Source organism: Bacillus sp. CECT 9360, assembly GCF_918741275.1.
Classification (GTDB): Bacteria; Bacillota; Bacilli; order Bacillales; family DSM-1321; genus Peribacillus.
Window position 1 is genome coordinate 331075 of record NZ_CAKKNA010000001.1, and the last position, 20845, is coordinate 351919.

Consider the following 20845-nt stretch of genomic DNA (forward strand, 5'->3'; position numbering starts at 1 on the left):
CATGGCAGCCATATCTTTTTTTGACAAATCCGCTAGCTTCGGTGGCGGCTATGTTTTATCGATGGTCAACCGGATGCAAATGCTTTATTTTATCTTACTTATCCCTAAGCATTTGATGTATCCTTCGATGATAATTGGCATTGTTATTATCGGACTCATCTCGCAAATTAATCTATTCATTTTAGCAAAATGGCTCGCTTCACCCATGGCCGAAAAAGGATACGAAGGTTTTATAGAGCTGTTCGGCAAAAGAGTGGTCCGCATTTTTACATTTTTGGGCCTTTTATTCATTTTGATCAAAGTCACTACGATTACTCTCGGATATGTCGAAATCGTTCATCACTTAATATTTCCTTCAATGAACACCGGATTGTTGATCCTTGTTATTTTATTGGTCAGCTTTTACATTTCTTCACAGGGAATGGAGAAGACGATCCGGTTTGGGATTATTGCGTTTTTCGCTACCATCTGGATCATTATCTGTTACATTCCTTTTTATCTTCCGCCTCATGCTTCACTTCATCATTTATATCCTATTATTCCGACATCAGGATCGATGATTTCCTGGAAGGGGCTTTTGATGGTTTGGTCTTCGCTGGCAGGACCCGAATATTTGATAGGTTTGCTTCCGTGGCTTGGCCAGAAACAGAAATTGTTAAAACCTTTAATGATTGCAAATCTGTTATCAGTCGTTGAATATTTGATCTTGTTTATTGCTACTTTATTATTTTTTGGGCCATCTTACTTAAATAAAGTTCATTTTCCTGTCTTGAATATGACACGGTATTTGCAAACGTCCGCTTTTGAACGAATTGATCTCATCTTGATTTCTATGCATATGTTTCACTTTGTTTTTAGCATTTCGCTTTTGTTGTTACTTTTTTATGGAGGTGTTCGGATTGTTGCAGGCAGAGCGGGTGAACAGACCTCAAGGATTGGTCTGATCAGCAGTTATGCCGTCATCTTTGCATTTATGGTCGTCATTAATTCCTGGTTTTGGCATGAAGAAAAAGAGTGGAATGCTTGGCCCGGCCTTCAGGTGTTGCTGGGGGCATTTACCTACTTAATAATCCCTGCTTTTTTATTGACGGTTACTAAACTTAAAGGAAGGAATGCTTGAAATGCATTTTTATAGAAAAGCAGCATTAGCTATTTCAATCAGCACGCTCTTATTAAATGCCGGATGCTCTCCATTTGTTGAAGATAACACCGTTGAAGAGATCGCTCCTATAACATTCTGGTCATTCAATAAAGGAAATGATGGAAAAATAAAGATGAGTACACTTGTGCCACCCGTAACCGAGGAGAAAAAGAGCTTATTTAACTTTGAAGTTGATTTGTTAAAACAAGGAAGAAAGAACTTTAATTTAAGATATTTCAGGGAATTGAAACTCGGACAGCTCCGCATGATATTTATCAATGAAAGACTGGCAGAAGAGGAGGTAGTATCGTTAATCAGCACGATCATCTCTGATCCGGATGTTTCGCCGCGACTTTATCTTGTAGTAGCGGAAGGCAATTTTGAGGATTATTTGAAAAATCAAGCAAAAAAAGAAAAAAATCTCGATTATAATCTGTACCGGATGCTTAGACACTATGAGCGAAGAAACCAGGGTGAAATGACCATTGTCAATCTGCATCAATTCATGGAAAGGTATTACTCGCCATACTCTGATCCGGTGTTGCCTGTCTTCAAGGCAGACAAAAAGAATTTCACATACACTGGAACAGGTCTTTTCCAGGATGATAAATTAAAGGGAAAGACAAATAAGATGGAAGATCAAATTTTCCAATTGATTGCAAATGATTATTATTTAAGAAACCTGCCTATCCCGTCATTATCCCTTTCTTTAGGTCAAGTGCGTTCAACGGTCCAAAAGAATTTGAATCAAGACAATTCAACCCTTACAATTACGGTCCATATACGTGCAAGGGTTGATGAGTACCGCGGTGATCTAAGCCTAATGGACCAAAATGAATACAACAAGCTGGATCATAGAATTGAAGAGTATTTAAATAAACATATTGTCGATTTAGTACAGAAAATGCAAAGTCTGAAAGTAGATCCGCTTGAAATTGGTACAGAAGCCGGTCATCCCTTTACAGCTCCACTGAGTAAGGATGAATGGTTAAATGACTGGAAAAAAATAAGAATTAAAGCAGAATGCCATCTTGAATTAAAACCTTTTTCTATTTAAATTGGGAGATTCAAACTTTAATAACGAATGAATAACTTGACGGCTATAACTTATAAATATATACTCACTTACATAAAGTAACTATGAAAAGAGGTATTCTTATGAAATTCCATCAAAAACCAATTACTTATGTCGGCTCTGTTCATCTTATCGTTCAAGATTTAAAACGGTCCCTTTCCTTCTATCAAGAAACGATCGGAATGAAAGTCCTTCAGCAGAGCGGGGGAAAAGCAGTGCTCACCACGGATGGCCAAACGCCATTACTCACAATTGAACAGCCTGAAAACGTTGCAGCTAAGGAACGGAATAGAACAGGCTTATACCACTTTGCGATTTTAGTACCAGAGCGTTCTGATTTAGCAAAAGTCCTTCTTCACTTACTGCAAACAGGCTATCCTCCGCAAGGAGCTTCCGACCATCTTGTCAGCGAAGCGATCTATTTAGCCGACCCTGACGGTCATGGAATTGAAATTTACATGGACCGGCCATCTGAATCATGGACATGGGAAGATAAGGAAATTGTTATGACAACAGAAGCACTAGACGGTGAAGGCTTACTAGCAGAAGCGAAAGGAGAAAGCTGGACCGGTCTTCCGAGCGGTACGGTAATGGGGCATATCCATTTGCAGGTATCGGATTTAGACAAAGCGGAGAAATTTTATTGTGAAGGACTAGGTTTTGACCTTGTAAACAGTAAATACGGCCAAAGTGCCCGTTTTGTATCATCGGGCGGCTATCATCACCATATCGGCTTGAATACATGGCATAGTACTGGAGCGCCTGCGCCCACACAAAACACGGTTGGCCTTAAATTGTATACGTTAGTTCTCCCTACAGAAGAGGCAAGACAAAATGCTGTTCAACAGCTTCAGCAAATGGGGGAATGGGTGACGCAAGAAAATGGTACAGCGCTTACAAAAGACCCTTCTGGAAACCATATTCAATTATTGGTTTATGGAGATAAATAAATTTAATTAGTACTGGAGGAGAAATCATGAAAATTGGTGTAATTGGCGCAAGCGGTAAAGCAGGAACCCTAATTATGCAGGAAGCATTGAAGAGAGGACATGAAGTTACCGCTGTTGTGCGAAATGCTTCTAAGATTACTGAGCAAAATGTATCGGTTTTGGAATCGGACATATTTGATCTTAGCTCCAGCGATTTAGCAGATTTTAATGTCGTCGTGAATGCATTCGGTGCTCCTATGGGGCAAGAGCATCTTCATGTGGATTCCGGAAATATATTAATTAATGCTTTAAAGGATGCGCCTGATACGAGATTGATCGTGGTAGGCGGCGCAGGCAGTCTGTATGTGGATGAAGCGAAAACTACACGTTTATTTGAAACACCGGATTTCCCTGATTTCGTGATCCCTACGTCTGAAAACCAGGCAAAAAATCTGGAGATATTACAGGCGACGGACTCCATCAAATGGACTTTTTTAAGCCCATCCGCCGTTTTTGACCCGGATGGAAAAAGAACCGGTTCCTATCAAAAAGGGAATGATCACTTACTCGTAAACGCCAAAGGGGAAAGTTATGTAAGCTATGCTGATTTCGCGATTGCAGTTCTGGATGAAATCGAAAATCCGCAGCATGTAAATGAACGCTTCACCGTTGTTTCTGAACATGAATAACATCCAAGGCTAAGACTTTACATTTTGTCTTAGCCTTTTTGTTTTTCCCCATTTAGTTACTCGTCTCTCGTTCGATAAACATAAGAATATTAAAACTACTATTAGTTCTTAATTTAGGTAACGGACATAGAACTCCCTCTAATTGGAAATAAGCTACATGGTTTTAATCACTCTGGACATACTGAATATGTATCTTTTATAACGATGCAAAATTCAAATCTGGAGGGAAATCATATGCGTAATCAAAATGAATTTAACGATTTTTCAACCGATTCTTCTGTAGTGAATAAAATGGAAGATATTTTGCGGGCAACCTGCGGTACTTGGCAAAACTGTAATCAAACGAACGTTCAGTCCTTTTTAACACGATGCGAGCAGGAGAACATCGATCCGCAATTTTGTATGAATTGGATGCAGGATAATCGTGATAAAATCCCAAACTGGTCGGATGTTTCTGACACCACCCGTGAATGGGTGATCGAACATACATCTACCGGTTCACCTGTTTCGGTTGCAAAAGACAATACTCACTAGATATTTTCATCTTCTGCACAGTCTTTATCCGATTTAGCAGAGGATATGCAGAGCACCATCGCAAGTTCAAAATATAATAATTTGATCATTATCTTTTTTAGAGAAACTCATTTTTTGATGGGTTTCTCTTTTTGTGTAAATATCGCAGGCCTCCGCTAAATTTAATCTGTAAAACACAAAGGAAAAACATCTCTCCGAATCGTATTTAATAAGGAGTAAAGAAAGCTCATGAAATAGAAAAACGAGCACTCACCTTTATAGGAGGTACTCGCTTTCTCTAAGTTTTACTTATCTTTTACAGCCAGTGTGATGATCATCACTATGAGCATGAGAAACTGAATCATAACTTCTGGGTTAATTCTCATTCGCCTCCAGTACGTTAGTGAAGTTCATTCCTCCGGCTTCTCCAAGAAAGTAAAGACTTACGTTTCCCTGTTACATGTATACGGAGGAAAAGTCGTAAATATGCCTAATTAACAGAACCTAAATTCCGTCTGTCATGACTATTTAATAAAAAGTATCTGATATGTAACTTTAAGGAAAAGAAATTGAAAAAATGGCTTGGTAAAATGATGAGAAAAACTTTTTATTTGAGATACATAATGAAATGAAAAGGGAGATGAAACATGGAGGCACATGTTAGAAAGTCGTTAGAAGAGTGGAGAGACGAAATTTGTGACTTATTAAAAGAGATCGATAAAGAATACGAGGAAATAAAATGTGAACTTCAAGTTTATTCCTATAAATTCAGCATTACGAAACAGGTCGTCCAGTCAACCGTAAATGATGAAATTATCCGAAACATTCGTGAACTCTATCATAAGCCGTTTGAACAAAGATTTAACCAGCTGAAAGAAGAAATACGAGATCTCGAAGAAAAGAAGAAGGTTTTCCAAATGTTCGTTGATAAAATTGATAAGGTGAAAGGAAAAGAAGAAGATGCAACACCATATGCATCCGTTCAATAACCTAGATATGTTAATAATATAAGTTCCCATTGAATGGACAGGGCTCCCCTTCTCAGAAACGGCAGAAAAAAAGCCGTTTTTTTTCATGACTTTAATTGGTTTCAAGGAAGGGAAACATCAGACCATTTATTCAATTTTTAAAGATACGCTAGCCTTAATTAATCGGGTTGAATACCATACATTTTGCCTATTTCCACTCTCTATTTGCTGTGAAATAATAATAGAAATGTAAGCAATTTACTTTTTTGTGCAAAAGATTTCACTATAAACAAGGGATGGGAGAATCTAAGTATGAGAGTAAAAAAGGGCGTGGTAATCATCTTTATTATTTCACTATTTTTGCAAACGCTTACTAACAATTCTTTGAACAGTCATTCCAGTACATTAAAAGTTAACGCAGAAGAGAAAACGGTAACATTGGTGGGTGATCTCCAAAGCGAGTTGAGTGCCGTAAAGGACTGGGATCCTGCTGATCCTGGCACACAGATGGTGAAGGAGGAAAACGGCCGTTATAAATTGTCAGGGACAATGCCTGCAGGAACATATGAATATAAAATTGCTATCAACGGTTCATGGGATGAAAACTATGGAGCTGACGGTGAAAGAAACGGAGCGAATTATAAACTAACCATTGAAAAGGAGACGAACTTGACCTTTATTTATGATGATACAACCCATATTGTAACGGTACTAATGCCGCTACCAAAAGATGAACTGCCGCGTATTGTCGGTGATATCCAGCCTTACATCAATGCGGGCCCGGAATGGTCTCCTGAAGAATCGACTGCATTTTTGAGCGATGATGACAATGATAATATTTATACTTATAGGGTGGAAGTGCCAAAAGGGAAACACGAATTTAAAATTGTTCTTGGAAACAGCTGGGAAAAGCCGACCTATCCTCAAGAAAACTTTACATTAAATATCCTAAAAAATACAGAAATCACGTTTTTCTATAATCATGGCACAAAGGCGGTATCCACTGATTATGATGCCGGATTGCCGGATGGTTCGGTGCAAGGTGATAAACTCTATCACAACACATGGGAAAAGCTCTATCGCTATCCGTTCGGTGCCGTAAAGACAGGGGACAAAGTAAAACTGCGGCTTCGAGCGAAAAAGGGTGATTTGTCAGCTGCTAAAGTTCAGCTTAAAAACTATAACACAGGGAACACCAAATCAATTGATATGGATTACAGCGGCTGGGCCAACCTTGATGATTCCGATGTTGAGTTTTGGGAGGCTAATGTGACCCCTGATGAAAAAGGGGTTTATGGGTATAAATTCATTGCTCGTGACGGGGACCATATGAAAGAATATGGCGAAGATCCTCAAGAAGGAAACACAGGAACAGCGGTTGATTCAAACGCCGGCCTCTTCCAGATGACAGTTTATGATCCACAATACAAAACACCAGACTGGATGAAAGAAGCCGTCGTCTATCAAATTTTCCCTGATCGGTTTTTTAACGGAAACAAAAAAAACGACAAAGCGAAAAATACATCCCGCGGGCCTGAACCGATTGAGCAGCAAGACTGGAATGAGCTGCCTGATAATCCCCGCCTAATAGATAGGGAAGGATACGATGGAGACGGCATTTGGAGCAACGACTTTTATGGTGGAGATATTGCCGGCATTCAGAAAAAGCTGGATTATATCGAATCGCTCGGTGTCAATACGCTCTACCTGAACCCTATCAACCATGCAGCTTCTAACCATAAATATGATGCGACCGATTATAAGGCGATGGATCCGATGTTTGGTTCGCCAGAGGAATTTAATGAATTTACTAAGGAACTAAAAAAACGTGGCATGCACTTAATATTGGATGGAGTATTCAATCATGTCGGGGACGATTCGATTTATTTCGACCGCTACGGCAAATATAAAACGGTCGGAGCTTACGAATATTGGTCACGCGTTTATGACCTTGTAAATAAAGGAACGTCCGAGAAAGATGCCAAACTGCAAGTAGAGGAAGATCTCAAGAACCAGGGGCAGCAATTCAGTCCATATGGATTCCATACCTGGTTCAATATCGAAAACGAAAAAGTAAATGGTGTATATAAATATCAAGCCTGGTGGGGATATGATTCCCTGCCGGAGATCAAGTCCATCCCTGGTAAAGCAGTGGATTACAATTCTGAGTTAAATAACCGACCTTTCGCGGATTATATTATGTATGAGGACGATTCGGCAGCAAAAAGCTGGCTAAAGCGTGGTGCGTCCGGCTGGAGATTGGATGTAGCCAACGAAGTCGACCCTGAATTTTGGCGAGAGTTCCGTAAAGAGCTGAAGAAAGGCAAAAAGATTGATCCGTTAATTCTTGGTGAAATTTGGGATGATGCTTCTGAGTATTTTCTTGGTGACCTTTATGACTCGGTAATGAACTACCGATTCCGCGGAGCGATGATCGATTATTTAAAAAACGGCAATGCCCAAGGAGCTTCTGATGCACTTAATGCCGTCCAGGAAGATTACCCGGCAGAATCGTTCCAGGCCCTCATGAACTTAATGGGTTCACATGATACACCGCGTGCCACATTCATATTGGGTAACGGAACCGATTCCTACGAACGGGCAGAGCATGACAGCAAATATGACCACATTCTTGGCATTAAACGTTTGAAGCTAGCGGCCATCCTTCAAATGGGTTATCCTGGTGCGCCAACTATCTATTATGGAGATGAAGCCGGGGCAACGGGCTCCAAAGATCCGGATGACCGTCGCACATACCCGTGGGGCAAGGAAAATCAAGCTTTAATCAAACACTATCAGAGCGTTGGGAAGATCAGAAAGCAGCACAGCGATCTATTTGCCTACGGAGATCTAAAAACCCTTTATAGCAAAGATGACGTGATGGTCTATGCACGCACCGATAAAAAGAACGCTGCCATTATAGCAACCAATCGCGGAAACAACGACCAAATGATTGAGCTGGATACGAAAGATCTTTTAGTGAATGACGTTAACTTTGAGGATCAACTTAACAAAAAATACAAAGTCAAAACAGAAAACGGTAAATTAAAAATCACAGTCCCAGCAATGAGTGGGCGGATGCTCGTTTCGCAAAAAGGGCAAAATCTGAAGCGTCCTTCAGCGGTGAAACAACTTTCAGCCCAAGAAGGAACCCATACCGTCAAACTGCAATGGAAAGGCGATGCCAAATCATATAATGTCTATCAAACCACGATAAGCGGTGCATTGTATAAACAAGTTGCTACCACTACGAAAAACAATGTGACGATCGATGGGTTAGACAATGGCCGTAAATACTATTTTGCGGTAACCGCAGTAGATAAAGGCAATAATGAATCAACAATAACAGAAATAGAAAAAGCGGCGATTCCACATGTTAAACTCACAAACGGCAACTATGATATCGAAAACGTCTCCACCCTTATTAACGGAACAATAGATTTGTCCCAACAACAAAACATAAATGGAGAAATCTTTATCGATGGAGAAACTGATAGCGGCTTGGCGGAAGGCCTTATTGCACAGCTTCATGTTAAAGCACCAGGGGAAACAGATTGGTCCGCTTATCCTGCGCAATATACAGACCAAAAGGCGAAGTATAATGTTTTTACATCAGGTTTCTTGCCGTTAACAGCCGGCGATTATCAATATAAATATATGTTTTCAACTGATCTTGGACGGAACTGGGCAGTAAGCGAAACAAAGACCGTTACTTATTCAAAAGGTGAGGACACAAGCCCGCCTGCAGAAAGTGTAACGCTTAAAGAGCCTCCTCAGGAATCCGGCCAGGTCAACCTATCCTGGAAGATGCAAGAAGCAACCGATCCGTACATGATTGCGATTGTTCGCGATGGGAAAATTATTGAAAGGTTGTTTAACACTACCCAATCAAGCTACAAAGATATGAATGTCACAAATGGACAGACATACGTTTATGAAGTGCTCGTTTATGATCAATTTGGTAATTACGTTACTTCCGATAAGGTGAGTATTATGCCTGATTTGGTAACGGTTGAAGTAACATTCAAGGTACATGCACCAGACTATACACCTCAGGATACAAAGATTACCATACCAGGCAGCAAAAACGGTTGGAATACCGGAGCCTGGGAAATGACAAGAAATGGTGCGGTCACCAATGATTTTGAATATACGATCGAGGCGCAGGAAGGTGAAGTGCTAACCTACAAATATGTAAAAGACGGCTCCTGGGATAAAGAAGGGCTGGCTGACCATACACCAGGCAATCCGAATGATGACGATATCAGCTATTACGGGTATGGTGCACAGGGTACCGATATGAGTATCGTCGTATCTAATCAGGGCGGCAATAAAATGGTCATTCAGGATAACATCCAGCGCTGGATTGATCAGCCTGTGATGATAACCTCACACAATGACGGGCAAACCGTTACAACAGATACGATTTTATTAAAAGGAAATGCGATTAAAGAAGGAGTACTAACCATTAACGGAGAGAGTGTCAAGGTTCATGACGATATGTCCTTCACACATGCCGTAACATTGAAAAATGGCAATAATGAACTAAACATTCATATCGAACCTTCCGAAGAAAATAAAGCAACGATTTTCAAAAATGACGGCGGTGCCATTAGCAAAAATACAAAGGATATAAAGCTGTCGATTATTAAGAAATAAGCAAATTAGTTAGCTATTAATGGACGAAGAAAAACACCTGTATTGGTTCGTTAAAACCGACGAATTCATTGCAGGTGTTTTCTTTATGGAAGAGATACAGTTTGCGCACATTTATCAATGATTGATTTCATAGAGCCTAATTGGTTTGAAAATTGCTTTTTCCGATGACCATTTGCACCGGAAGGGTGGGGAAAACCAAACAGGCAAGTTAGCCCTGAGAGCTTTCTATCATCAATTAGCGTACGGATAACTTGTTCAACCGATTTTCCTAATGGAATGATGAGCGGACTGTGATGAAGCTCTTCGATTTCTTTTGGAAAAACCTCATAGGCATAATGGCGCAAGAGTGAGGATTGGTCTACTTTAGGCTGGTGGCCGGTATAATTTTTATGATGATAAAAGACCGGATATTTTATAATCGATGTAGTATGCAATAGATCCCTTTTTTCATGAAACAATGCTTCAGCGTTTTCAAGCTGTAACGCTCTTGCCACTCCGCATTCAGTTAACATGGAAATTAAGTGGGTTCTCATCGCACCCGAAAAGCTTGCCGCTGTTTTCGCTTCTTTAAATAGCGTTTCCGGAGACTTTCCTCGGCGCATACTTCTAACAGCCTGCTCAAAGGCCGTTTTCATTTGTGTCCATCCTGGTGTGATTCCGACTATTACGATCCGGGCCTCCCGGTTCACATACTCATTATGGGGCGAGAAATACATCGTCAAATCCCCGTGCTGTTCGATTAAAAATTGTTTTGACAGCAATTGTTGCTTAGTTAGGTTTGTATTGTAAGGCAACCCGGCGATTGATGCTAAAAAATCTTCTATCCGTAAGTCTTGGTCTGACATAGCTTTGGCCTCCCAGCCAGTTATACAAAATTAAGAAAAGCTGTGATCTAAAATGCTTCACAGCTTCCATTACATATTTATAATGTCTTTACATAGTCCTCGATCATTTCAGCTGTTACATTTTTACGATCGGGGATAACCCTTAATCTTGGCAGACGGTTGATCATGTCCGTCACTTTATTTATCTTTTCGATCGTAAACGGACGGCTTTGTTTACACAAGGACACTGCTTCCTCGATATAGGATTCACGTTCCTGATCTAAAGCCGAAAATTGATTGTAAATCTCATTCTGTTTCTTCGCATGCATGGCAAGGTCTTTATGTACGCTCATTTTGTCACTCCTAAATTTAAAGCAAATCTTATTAAACATCTTACCAGTTTATCTTCACTTCGTTAAGAGGAAAAGCCTGTGCATGATACATAACTTCAATAATTGAGGTAGAATAATACTAGAATAAATTTAAATGAAAAGTTGTGATAAACCGTGTGTTTAATCCTATTTGCTTATAAAACACATCCAACGTATAAGCTAATCGTTGCCGCCAATCGGGATGAATTTTACGGGCGACCGACAGCTCCGGCCCATTTCTGGGAGGATCAGCCCCATATACTCGCAGGCCGGGATTTAGAAAAAATGGGGACATGGATGGGAGTGACAGCAGCCGGGCAGTTTGCGGCGCTAACGAATTATCGGGATCCAAAGGAGATAACAGAAGGAAAACGTTCACGCGGAGAGTTGGTGGCAGATTACCTGAAAGGAACTATGCAACCTTCAGATTATATGCAAAAAATAGCAGCGCATCGAGAGGTGTACCCAGGCTACAACATGTTAGCCGGGGATGCTAATGAGCTTTATCACTATTCAAATGTTGAGAATACACTTCATAAGTTAGAGCCAGGAATTTATGGGGTTAGCAATCATTTATTAAATACGGACTGGCCAAAGGTAAAGCTTGGTAAAGAAGGCTTAACCACAATCATTAACCAAAATGGCGAGACCATGGATGAGCAGCTTTTTGCACTTCTCCAACAGAATGATCCAGCGCCGAACGAAATTCTCCCAAACACAGGAATTTCCATGGATTGGGAGAGGATTCTCTCACCCTTGTTCATCAAAAGTGAAGACTATGGCACGCGCAGCTCAACTGTTTTGATGATGACTGACGAAGAAATCTTCTATAAGGAACGAGTCTTTAGGAAACATGAGATGAACGACAAGGAATTTATCATGAAGTTATAACATGAGAAAGAGTGAACATATGCGATCTGCATATGTTTTTTTAATGAATGCGATTGGTAGTTACTCCAGGCAGTTGATATATCTCGTTCTCGGGAGGCTCCTGCATTTTCATTCTTAACAAACGCCCTGTATCCACCAATTCCTCTAAGCCTTCTTCAATTTCGCTTGGTCGAACTCCAAAAATATCAGCGATCTTCACTGTTGAAATAGACATATATTTAGGCGACTTTGTTGAAGACATAATCATCGTTGTTATTCTTTGAAACAATGCTTCTTTATCCAACTTTCCAGCTCCCTTCATTTTTCAACCATTTACTTTCAATTCTCCACTGATTAAGTATTTCTATGTCTAATAATTTCTCTCTTAAAAGTAAAAGTTATACCTATGTGTAAATAGGGAAGTATTTTCCGGACTTTTATTAATATTGTTTTTATTGGCAATGCTAGAAAGATAGCGGGAAATTACCTTTCGTACCTTATATGTAAAAGGAGGCAGCACAGTAATGTTTTCGATTGAAATCAACGGAAAAAAATATCAGGCAGAGCATGGCCAGACCATTCTCGATGTAGCCAAATCGGAGGATTTGTTCGTCCCAAGTATTTGTTACCACCCCGATCTCGGTACGATCCAAACCTGTGATACTTGCTTTGTCAATGCGAATGGTCAGATGGTGCGTGCCTGTGCCACAAAGGTTGAGGAAGGGATGATGGTTGACATTGCTTCCCAGACTGTAAAGGACGCACAATACGAAGCGATGTCGCGCATTCTGAAAAACCATGAGCTGTACTGTACGGTCTGTGATAACAATAATGGAGATTGTAAGGTCCATAATACTGTGGAATACATGGAACTTGAACATCAGGCCTATCCATTTGAAGCAAAGCCCTATCCGCCAGATAATTCCCACCCTTTTTACCGTTACGAGCCGGACCAGTGCATCCTTTGTGGCAGATGTGTCGAAGCATGCCAGGATTTGCAGGTGAATGAAACGCTTACGATTGACTGGAATCGAGAGGCGCCGCGGGTTATTTGGGATAATGACGTTCCGATTGATGAGTCATCCTGTGTTTCTTGCGGACATTGTGTGAATGTATGCCCATGCAATGCATTAATGGAAAAATCGATGCTTGGCGAAGCGGGCTTTTTAACAGGCATTCCTCCAAAAATACTCGCTCCGATGATCGATTTAACGAAAGAAGTGGAACCTGGTTACAAGGAAATTTTCGCCATCTCAGAGGTAGAGGCCTCCATGAGAAAGGCAAAAATCAAACGCACCAAAACGGTTTGTACCTACTGCGGGGTCGGTTGCAGCTTTGAAGTGTGGACCAAAGACCGCGATATCCTGAGAATACAGCCAACACATGAAGCTCCGGTCAATGGGATTTCCACCTGTGTAAAAGGAAAATGGGGCTGGGATTTTGTGAACAGCGAGGAGCGGTTGACGAAGCCGTTAATTCGTCAGGGTGATGAATTTGTCGAAGCGACCTGGGACGAAGCGCTTGATTTAATTGCAAGCAAGCTTGGCAAAGTTAAAGAAGAACACGGGCCGCAGTCCATCGGCTACATTGCCTCGTCCAAGTGCTCTAATGAAGAGAACTTTTTATTCCAGAAGTTCGCCAGAAGCATTATGGAATCAAACAATGTAGACAATTGCTCCCGGTATTGCCAATCCCCTGCTACAGCAGCGCTTTTAAGAACGGTTGGGCTCGGAGGAGATTCAGGGACGATGGAGGATATTATGGCAGCAGACCTCGTGATTGTTGTCGGCGCAAATCCTGCGGAGTCTCATCCCGTCTTGGCCACCCGTGTAAAGAGGGCCCATAAATTACATGGTCAAAAGCTTATTGTTGCGGACATTAGGGAGCATGAACTGGCCCAGCGTGCGGATGTACTGATTCATCCGAAACCAAGCACCGACCTTATTTGGCTCAATGCGCTTACAAAGTATATTCTTGACCAGGGCTGGCATGATCAGCAGTTTATTGAGAGCCGCGTCAACGGGTTTGTGGAATTCTCCAAAAGCCTTGAAAAGTTCACCCTCGAATATGCTGAGGAGAAAACTGGGCTCACGAGCGATGAATTAATTACGATCGCAACGATGATTCATGATTCAAAGGGTACGTGCATTTTGTGGGCAATGGGGGTTACCCAGCATACAGGGGCAACAGATACGAGCACTGCCATCTCCAACCTTTTGCTGATTACCGGAAATTATGGCCGCACAGGCACCGGCGCCTATCCATTAAGGGGCCACAATAATGTCCAGGGTGCCTGTGATTTCGGGACAATGCCTGCCTGGTTCCCCGGTTATGAAGCCGTACAGGATCCGCGCGTGCGGGAGCGCTATGAAAAAGCTTGGGGCGTATCCCTTCCAGAAGAACCGGGCTATAACAACCATCAGATGGTCGAAGGCATTCATAAAGGAAATATAAAAGCGATGTACTTATTCGGCGAAGAAATGGCAATCGTAGATTCCAATATCAATCATGTTCATGCTGCATTCGAAATGCTTGATTTCTTTGTGGTCCAGGACATTTTCTTCAGCAGGACCGCCCAGTTTGCCGACGTGGTATTGCCCGCGGCGCCAAGCCTTGAAAAAGATGGAACATTCGTAAACACTGAACGCAGGATCCAACGATTCCATAAAGTGTTTGAACCGCTGGGTGATTCAAAACCAGATTGGGAAATCTTTCAGCTGGTGGCCAATCGCCTTGGAGCGAACTGGAATTATCAGCATCCTTCTGAAATTATGGATGAAGCGGCGAGCCTTGCCCCGCTTTTTGCCGGTGTCAGCTATGATCGTTTGGACGGCTGGAACAGTCTGGTCTGGCCGGTTGAACCAGATGGTCAGGATACACCTCTGCTTTATACGGAAAAATTCGCTTTTGCAGATGGCAAAGCAAAGCTGATCCCGGTCGACTGGACCCCTCCGGTAGAAGTCGGAGAAGAATATGACTTGCATTTGAACAATGGACGCCTGCTTGAGCATTTCCATGAAGGAAATATGACATACAAATCAGAAGGGCTTACCCATAAGGTGCCTAATCCGTGGCTCGAGGTTTCATTACAACTAGCGAAAGAACGGAATCTCGAAGACGGGGCGCTCGTCGGGTTGACGTCCCCATATGGTTACGTCGAGGTTCGCGTGCTTGTGACAGACCGGGTCAAAGGCAATGAGCTTTACCTCCCAATGAATTCGAGAAGGGATATTGAGGCTGTAAACAGCCTGACAAGCAGCTACCACGATCTGATCACCCATACACCGAGCTATAAAGAGATGAGTGTGAAGCTGGAAGTGATTGAAAGTGAAGGGGAACGGCCGCTTCCAAAGGAGAATCACCGCTTTGGAAACCGGATTCCGCAAATCAGTGTCAGGGTCGAAGAAAAATGGAAACGGGAAGATTTTAAACAGATCGATGAACTGTTTGAGATAAGGGGGGATGAGTATGGCGAAAGCGATCAGGCAAATTAATAAAGAAGTACCTAATCAACAGGAAGAACAGGCTGAAGCAGTAGCAGATATCTTAAAGGAATTAGCAGAAAACCGGGAAGCGATTATGAAGAGCCTTTCCATTTTAAAAGGGCTTAATGACATGAGAGTCCTGGAAACGGCCCATGCTCTTTTAGACCAACGCACCGAGGTTGCAGCAATTGCCATTCAACAAATTAACCAGCCTGGCATGCACAATATCATTAAAAATGGAATGGGCGCTGTCGGGTTTCTCGGAACCCTTCAGCCCGACCAGCTGAATACGATTCTAGACGGACTCGGAAATGGTTTAAAACGTCTTTCCAAAACGGGGGAAAAAGGGAAGAAACAAACGATTTGGACAATGAGAAGGCGGCTGCGAAGTCCGGAAATCAGAGCTGCTATGACAACCATGGTTGATTTTCTCGAAGGAATGGGTGAAGTATTCTTAGAGAACAGAGAGAAACAGAAAGGATGAATGGTATTGGAAGAAGCGGTTGTTGTCGTTAAAAATATGCAACACCAGGATGACGCTGATAAAGTGCTGAATGCCCTGCTGGATGTGTGGGGGATTGGAAGGGCAGAAGTGGACCTTAAGCGTAATCAAGCAACCTTTACTTATGATAATCGAATGGCCTCGTTACAAGATTTTGAGCGTGCACTTCTTGATACAGGCTATGAAGTGGGCACCGGATCAAACGAACGATAACCGATCTTGTTTAAGAGGTTTGCCAGCCGCTTTAAGATGATATTTTGAAGATAACTGATATGAAATGAGGTGTCTGCTAATGAGAAAATGTGAAGTATGCGGCAGGGAGGAAGACATGAATGGAACCGAGGAACTGGTGGGGATCTCTCATTTGCATATTTGTGAAACCTGCCAAACTGACAGGTATTTAGAGCCATTAGAATAAGCTTAGGACTGAATTGTTGCAGGAGCCTACTTCTAATCACTAAAAACCGGCAGCACTGTTCGAAACTGAGTAAGTATTGAGGTGAGAAAGCATGCAGAAATGCATGCTTTTATGTTTGAAATAATTCGCTATATACTGGTAGTTCCCTTTTGCTACATATTTAGCGCATTCCACTGAAACTAGAGGAAGGAAGGGGGTGCAAGATGGAAAAATTGATCATTGAAGGAAAAAAGATAAGTATAACCAACCCAGACATAATGATTTGGGAAGAAGCAGGTATTAATAAAATCGACTACATACAATATCTGCTGAATGTTGCTCCTTTTCTCCTCGAGCATGCAAAAAACAGGCTGTTAATGATCTGGATCTATCCCCATGGCATCGATGGGAAGAGAATTGAAAAACGCTCCCTTCCAAGCAGTGCGCCAGATTGGGTTAGCAACTCGTATTATAAAGAGAAGCAGCGGATTTTATTAAATGATAAAGCGACATTGGTATGGGCAGCAAACTATGGTGCTTTGGAATTTCATGTTCCGTTTGATACTTATCAAAAACCTAATTATCCATTGGAAATGGTGTTCGATTTAGATCCTCCTGATGATGAACATTTCGATCTTGTACTAGAGATCGCACTGAAACTGAAGGATGTACTAGGATCCTTGGGGCTCACTTCTGTTCCCAGGACCTCAGGTTCAACCGGTATGCAAATTTTCATTCCTATCGCCTCAGAGTATCCATTTGAAGAAACAAGAAAAATAAATAAATTTATCGCTGAATATTTAGTTGAGAAGATGCCTAGCGCTTTAACGTTAGAAAGAGCTGTTGAAAAAAGAGAAAACAAGGTTTATTTTGACTACTTACAACTGTGGAAAGGCAGAACAATGCCAGCCGTTTATTCGTCCAGAGGAAAACCACAAGCCACAGTCGCCACACCTGTCACATGGGAGGAAGTACAAGTCGGCTTCCATCCGACTGACTTCTCGATAGTAAATATAAGCGAACGAATCCGTGAAAAAGGCGATCTGTTTTCTATGATCACTACAAAAAAGACACCTCAAAACCTTGATGAAATCCTTTTATTTATAAAGAAACATTAAAAACATAATGATAAAGGACTTATTATCTAAGCCTCGGGAATATCTTTTTCATAAGAGGTGATGGAAATGGATAATGAGACAAATGTTTGTTTTCATTGCAAAAGATTAGTGACTTTTATCGATAATACTTGTCCAAAATGTGCTAAACCGAAAAAATTGCTGTTTGAAAAGCAAATTCAGGAGAGAAAGACACAAAGTAAAAAAGAACAAGAGGAATGGAACAAAAATGAACTAATGAGACTGAGAAACCTTAAAATAAGCGAAATTCAATGGGAGTATATCAAATCTATTGCCCCATCCGAGCATGAACTGAATAAATTGGGGGCATACGGCTGGGAACTCGTAACGACCTATTTAATAAAGCACCATGACGACGAACAGACGCAGGAATTTATCTTTAAACGAAAAATTAATAAATAAATGGGCCGGATCCATAAGTTTTTTTCATATGGGTAAAATATGAAAAACCTTTAATAAAGGAGTCGCTGTTAATGGTTGAAGCACAGGTAAATAAGTTTTGTGAAAAATGCAAGAAAGAGACGATTCATTTTGCAAAAGAAGACGCGTTAGAGATCAAATATCGCTGCATGACATGTGATAATTATGAAGAAATAATAAAGACATTTTTTTAAATGCCTAACACCGATTATTCCTTTTCGACCGAATGTTATTACATCCTATACACAAAAAGCGTTTCCACCAAATGGAACGTGAAGTATGCCTCCTGTAGGGTAATAATAAAGGCGATAACCTTGAAAGGATGGGATGTGCGCATGTCTTTAGAATGGTTTGACCGAGTATGCGGGGAATTACAAGATAGCCTTGAATCCATCTGTGATAAATACGACCAAAACGGCGGGATGTTGATTGAACGGGGTGCAAAACATCCGAGAATCGAATTCTTCACAGAAGGGGAAGAGGATGAACGAGAGTATTTTACTACCTTATTCTTTGACCCGCATAATGAAGAATTCTATATGGAATCTTTTGAACCTGATCTTGGTCACGTTAGCAAGGTAGTCCTATCTGATATAGAGGATATCGTTGATGCAGTCCATGAGAGCTTACACGACTATGTGAACGATGAGGGCTTGAACGAAGATGGTTATGTGGATGAAGAGGATTTACATGATCTGGATGAGAGCGGAGACATTCAGCTTCTAGAAGAGATCGATGTAGAATGGGAAACCCCTGAAGTGACAGCTTATTTAGAAGAAAATGAAGTAGAGGTTACTTATCAATTCGGGGTCATCCAGGAAACAGGTGATGGCGTTCTCAAGCGGATCAACCGGATTTGGACGGATGATGAAGACTTGATAAAAGACGAAACCAACTTCATTTTTAGTAAGGAAGAAGCAACCACGATTATCGCGATGATTGCCAGCCACATGGATTCAATGAGTGAAATGGATATTCAATGATTTCAAAAAGCCGCCGAAATTTTGGGCGGTTCTTCTATTCATTCGCTTATTGTTAGAGAAATTATAGATATTGATTACACCTTTATCGATAACTTCGGTAAAATCCAGAATCTTTTCATTAAAAAAGCATAAGCGGACACAATAAATAGCAGGTTCCTAACAATAACCCATAAAGGTGAAAACAATGACAGATTTTTGTCCGGTCATATGGCCGGAAGAACCAACTCCGGAGAAGCATTTATCATGCCGCGAATGTGGACTTTACGAGCATGGATCACGGATGGTCTGGGGCGAAGGAAATCCAGATGCGCCAATCATGATTATTCTTGATAACCCTGGAGCTCGTGAGGACCGAGAGGGAAGCCCCTTTGTTTGCGGCACGAGACAAACTTTACAAAAAGCTGCCAATGAAGTCGGCTTAGACGCGATTGATTTGTATGTTACATCTATATTGGGGTCCTGCCAACAAAACGCGGAAAACATACGCTAAACAAATTTGAACAAGAAGAAAGCCGAAAATTCCTACGCAAAGGAATTTTCGGCTTTATTTTTATTGTACTATTAAAAATTTCCCCCATTAAATTTGGTCGATATTACGATAATTCCTAATCCTTTTACAAGCCTTTTACTGATATTTATTACCTACATTAACAATCTGTGAGCTTTGATTTCCTTTTCGGAATGTAAAAACAGCAAAAATTGTTGAGGTCAAATACAGGAAAAATGCCAAGTAATAGACATAAACTACACCCACATAGTCTGAAATCACACCAGTAATAAATACAGAAAGTGCAAATATTAAATAATAAAGGTTATCTTTCGCTGCATACAATTTGGATAATGTATTATCTAATATGACTTTCTGTATATAAGTCTGCTGGGAAATATCTCTTAATTGGTAAAAGGGACCCATCAAGACTACTAAGGCAAGAGCTACCCAGGCGGTACTGTTAATGGCATAAAAAAGGACCAAGATACTTACCATAAACGAACCTGTTATAATCCCTTTGATTAAATGTTTTTGAAGCTTAATGGAGAATAAAGTGATAAGTATTCCACCTAAAATACTTCCAGCATAATAACTTGAATTTATGAAACCCCACCATTGTTCTCCTTTTTTTAATACTTCATTTACAAATACCAAGGTTATTCCCCCTATCCAAATCCCAGAGGCAATTCCTTCTAATATATCCATAGTTGTAATAGTTCTCATATGATTTTTTTTACTGAAAAGAATAAACCAACCAGCTTTAATAACTTCCCATTTCGGTCGTTTCTTTGCTTCTTTTATCTTTGTGGTTTTTATTTGTAATGATGAAAATAAAGAAAGTGCTAATAGGCCTATGCTCACTATTAAAGCCCAATTGGCTCCATAATAATTAACGGCTATCGGTCCTAAAGACCACCCAAGTAAAGCAAATGTTTGATCAGTTGTACTAACAAGGCTATTTGCTTTTCCTGTCTTCGAGTCTTGCACCAGTTCGGGTATTAGTGACATACGGGATGGGGAGGCAAACCCATCCATAAATCCTGCTAGGCCGATCAATGAAAAAATAAGCGATAATTGCACAACCTGGTTGATTTCCGTTATTAATATACCTAGTATAGATGCAATTATAAGCAATTGAGTAAGTAAAGACATACTTAAGATTTTTTTTAATGGTGTATTTTCTGTAGCCAGAGGGAATACAAAGGAACTCAAGAGTTTACCAATCACATGAATGAACATAACTACAGAAGCAAGAGTAGCGGAATGAGTAATCGAGAAAATAGTTAAGGTTATGGTCATTGTATATAATGATAAGGCAAGCTTTCCAAAAGAGATACTGACCCAAAGATAGTAAAAAGATTTATTCACCTTTCTCTCCCTCGCTTCTTAAACT

21 protein-coding genes are annotated in these 20845 nt (G+C 40.8%); 17 read left to right on the forward strand and 4 right to left on the reverse strand.

All coding sequences use genetic code 11. From position 1 onward, the window contains the following. Position 1: 1 nt before the first annotated feature. The 7 genes from LQ216_RS01530 to LQ216_RS01560 all read left to right on the forward strand — a co-directional run bounded on the left by LQ216_RS01530 (position 2) and on the right by LQ216_RS01560 (position 9974). Positions 2–1120, forward strand: a complete 1119-nt coding sequence (locus tag LQ216_RS01530) for a GerAB/ArcD/ProY family transporter (protein ID WP_230126359.1) — start codon at positions 2–4, stop codon at positions 1118–1120. 1 nt (position 1121) lies between these two features. After that, complete coding sequence (locus LQ216_RS01535; RefSeq protein WP_230126360.1) at positions 1122–2198, forward strand: Ger(x)C family spore germination C-terminal domain-containing protein; 1077 nt, start codon at positions 1122–1124, stop codon at positions 2196–2198. Between the two features lie 101 nt (positions 2199–2299). Further along, on the forward strand, positions 2300–3166 hold the full coding sequence (locus tag LQ216_RS01540; RefSeq protein ID WP_230126361.1) for a VOC family protein: 867 nt from the start codon (positions 2300–2302) through the stop codon (positions 3164–3166). 26 nt (positions 3167–3192) lie between these two features. Beyond that, positions 3193–3834, forward strand: coding sequence for an NAD(P)-dependent oxidoreductase (locus LQ216_RS01545; protein WP_230126362.1), 642 nt, complete (start codon positions 3193–3195; stop codon positions 3832–3834). A gap of 234 nt (positions 3835–4068) precedes the next feature. Next, complete coding sequence (locus LQ216_RS01550; RefSeq protein ID WP_230126363.1) at positions 4069–4368, forward strand: hypothetical protein; 300 nt, start codon at positions 4069–4071, stop codon at positions 4366–4368. A gap of 626 nt (positions 4369–4994) precedes the next feature. Then, positions 4995–5336, forward strand: coding sequence for a hypothetical protein (locus tag LQ216_RS01555; RefSeq protein WP_230126364.1), 342 nt, complete (start codon positions 4995–4997; stop codon positions 5334–5336). A gap of 291 nt (positions 5337–5627) precedes the next feature. Next, positions 5628–9974 (forward strand): alpha-amylase family glycosyl hydrolase, encoded by a 4347-nt coding sequence (locus LQ216_RS01560; RefSeq protein ID WP_230126365.1) that lies wholly within the window; start codon positions 5628–5630, stop codon positions 9972–9974. Between the two features lie 83 nt (positions 9975–10057). Here the strand turns inward: LQ216_RS01560 and LQ216_RS01565 are convergent, their stop codons facing one another. Next, on the reverse strand, positions 10058–10819 hold the full coding sequence (locus tag LQ216_RS01565) for a hypothetical protein (protein WP_230126366.1): 762 nt from the start codon (positions 10817–10819) through the stop codon (positions 10058–10060). Positions 10820–10896: 77 nt separating this feature from the next. Then, positions 10897–11151: a DUF2533 family protein gene (locus tag LQ216_RS01570; protein WP_230126367.1), complete on the reverse strand. Its 255-nt coding sequence runs from the start codon at positions 11149–11151 to the stop codon at positions 10897–10899. A 153-nt stretch (positions 11152–11304) separates the two neighbouring features. On the opposite strand from LQ216_RS01570, the gene LQ216_RS01575 reads away from it, so the two are divergent. Then, positions 11305–12060: an NRDE family protein gene (locus LQ216_RS01575; protein ID WP_230126368.1), complete on the forward strand. Its 756-nt coding sequence runs from the start codon at positions 11305–11307 to the stop codon at positions 12058–12060. A 40-nt stretch (positions 12061–12100) separates the two neighbouring features. Here LQ216_RS01575 and LQ216_RS01580 read toward each other — a convergent pair whose 3' ends face one another. Beyond that, positions 12101–12343 carry a hypothetical protein gene (locus LQ216_RS01580; RefSeq protein ID WP_230126369.1) on the reverse strand — a complete coding sequence of 81 codons (243 nt, stop codon included), beginning with the start codon at positions 12341–12343 and terminating at the stop codon, positions 12101–12103. Positions 12344–12563: 220 nt separating this feature from the next. Between LQ216_RS01580 and fdhF the strand changes: the two genes are divergently transcribed. The 9 genes from fdhF to LQ216_RS01620 all read left to right on the forward strand — a co-directional run bounded on the left by fdhF (position 12564) and on the right by LQ216_RS01620 (position 19452). After that, positions 12564–15533, forward strand: a complete 2970-nt coding sequence (fdhF, locus tag LQ216_RS01585; RefSeq protein WP_230126370.1) for a formate dehydrogenase subunit alpha — start codon at positions 12564–12566, stop codon at positions 15531–15533. After that, on the forward strand, positions 15508–16008 hold the full coding sequence (locus LQ216_RS01590) for a DUF1641 domain-containing protein (protein WP_230126371.1): 501 nt from the start codon (positions 15508–15510) through the stop codon (positions 16006–16008). The genes fdhF and LQ216_RS01590 overlap by 26 nt, the downstream gene beginning before the upstream one ends. A gap of 6 nt (positions 16009–16014) precedes the next feature. Then, positions 16015–16239, forward strand: a complete 225-nt coding sequence (locus LQ216_RS01595; protein ID WP_230126372.1) for a heavy-metal-associated domain-containing protein — start codon at positions 16015–16017, stop codon at positions 16237–16239. A gap of 79 nt (positions 16240–16318) precedes the next feature. Next, complete coding sequence (locus LQ216_RS20310) at positions 16319–16444, forward strand: hypothetical protein (RefSeq protein WP_290369206.1); 126 nt, start codon at positions 16319–16321, stop codon at positions 16442–16444. A gap of 203 nt (positions 16445–16647) precedes the next feature. Further along, positions 16648–17541 (forward strand): non-homologous end-joining DNA ligase, encoded by an 894-nt coding sequence (gene ligD, locus LQ216_RS01600; protein WP_230126373.1) that lies wholly within the window; start codon positions 16648–16650, stop codon positions 17539–17541. A gap of 66 nt (positions 17542–17607) precedes the next feature. Then, complete coding sequence (locus LQ216_RS01605) at positions 17608–17961, forward strand: hypothetical protein (RefSeq protein WP_230126374.1); 354 nt, start codon at positions 17608–17610, stop codon at positions 17959–17961. A gap of 71 nt (positions 17962–18032) precedes the next feature. Further along, positions 18033–18173 carry a hypothetical protein gene (locus tag LQ216_RS01610; RefSeq protein ID WP_230126375.1) on the forward strand — a complete coding sequence of 47 codons (141 nt, stop codon included), beginning with the start codon at positions 18033–18035 and terminating at the stop codon, positions 18171–18173. A gap of 141 nt (positions 18174–18314) precedes the next feature. Beyond that, the gene (locus tag LQ216_RS01615; protein WP_230126376.1) at positions 18315–18962 is read left to right on the forward strand and encodes a hypothetical protein; all 648 of its coding nucleotides are present in this window, start codon (positions 18315–18317) and stop codon (positions 18960–18962) included. Positions 18963–19146: 184 nt separating this feature from the next. Further along, on the forward strand, positions 19147–19452 hold the full coding sequence (locus LQ216_RS01620) for a uracil-DNA glycosylase family protein (protein WP_354958212.1): 306 nt from the start codon (positions 19147–19149) through the stop codon (positions 19450–19452). 135 nt (positions 19453–19587) lie between these two features. Here the strand turns inward: LQ216_RS01620 and LQ216_RS01625 are convergent, their stop codons facing one another. Continuing rightward, positions 19588–20820 (reverse strand): MFS transporter, encoded by a 1233-nt coding sequence (locus tag LQ216_RS01625; RefSeq protein ID WP_230126377.1) that lies wholly within the window; start codon positions 20818–20820, stop codon positions 19588–19590. Positions 20821–20845: the final 25 nt, after the last annotated feature.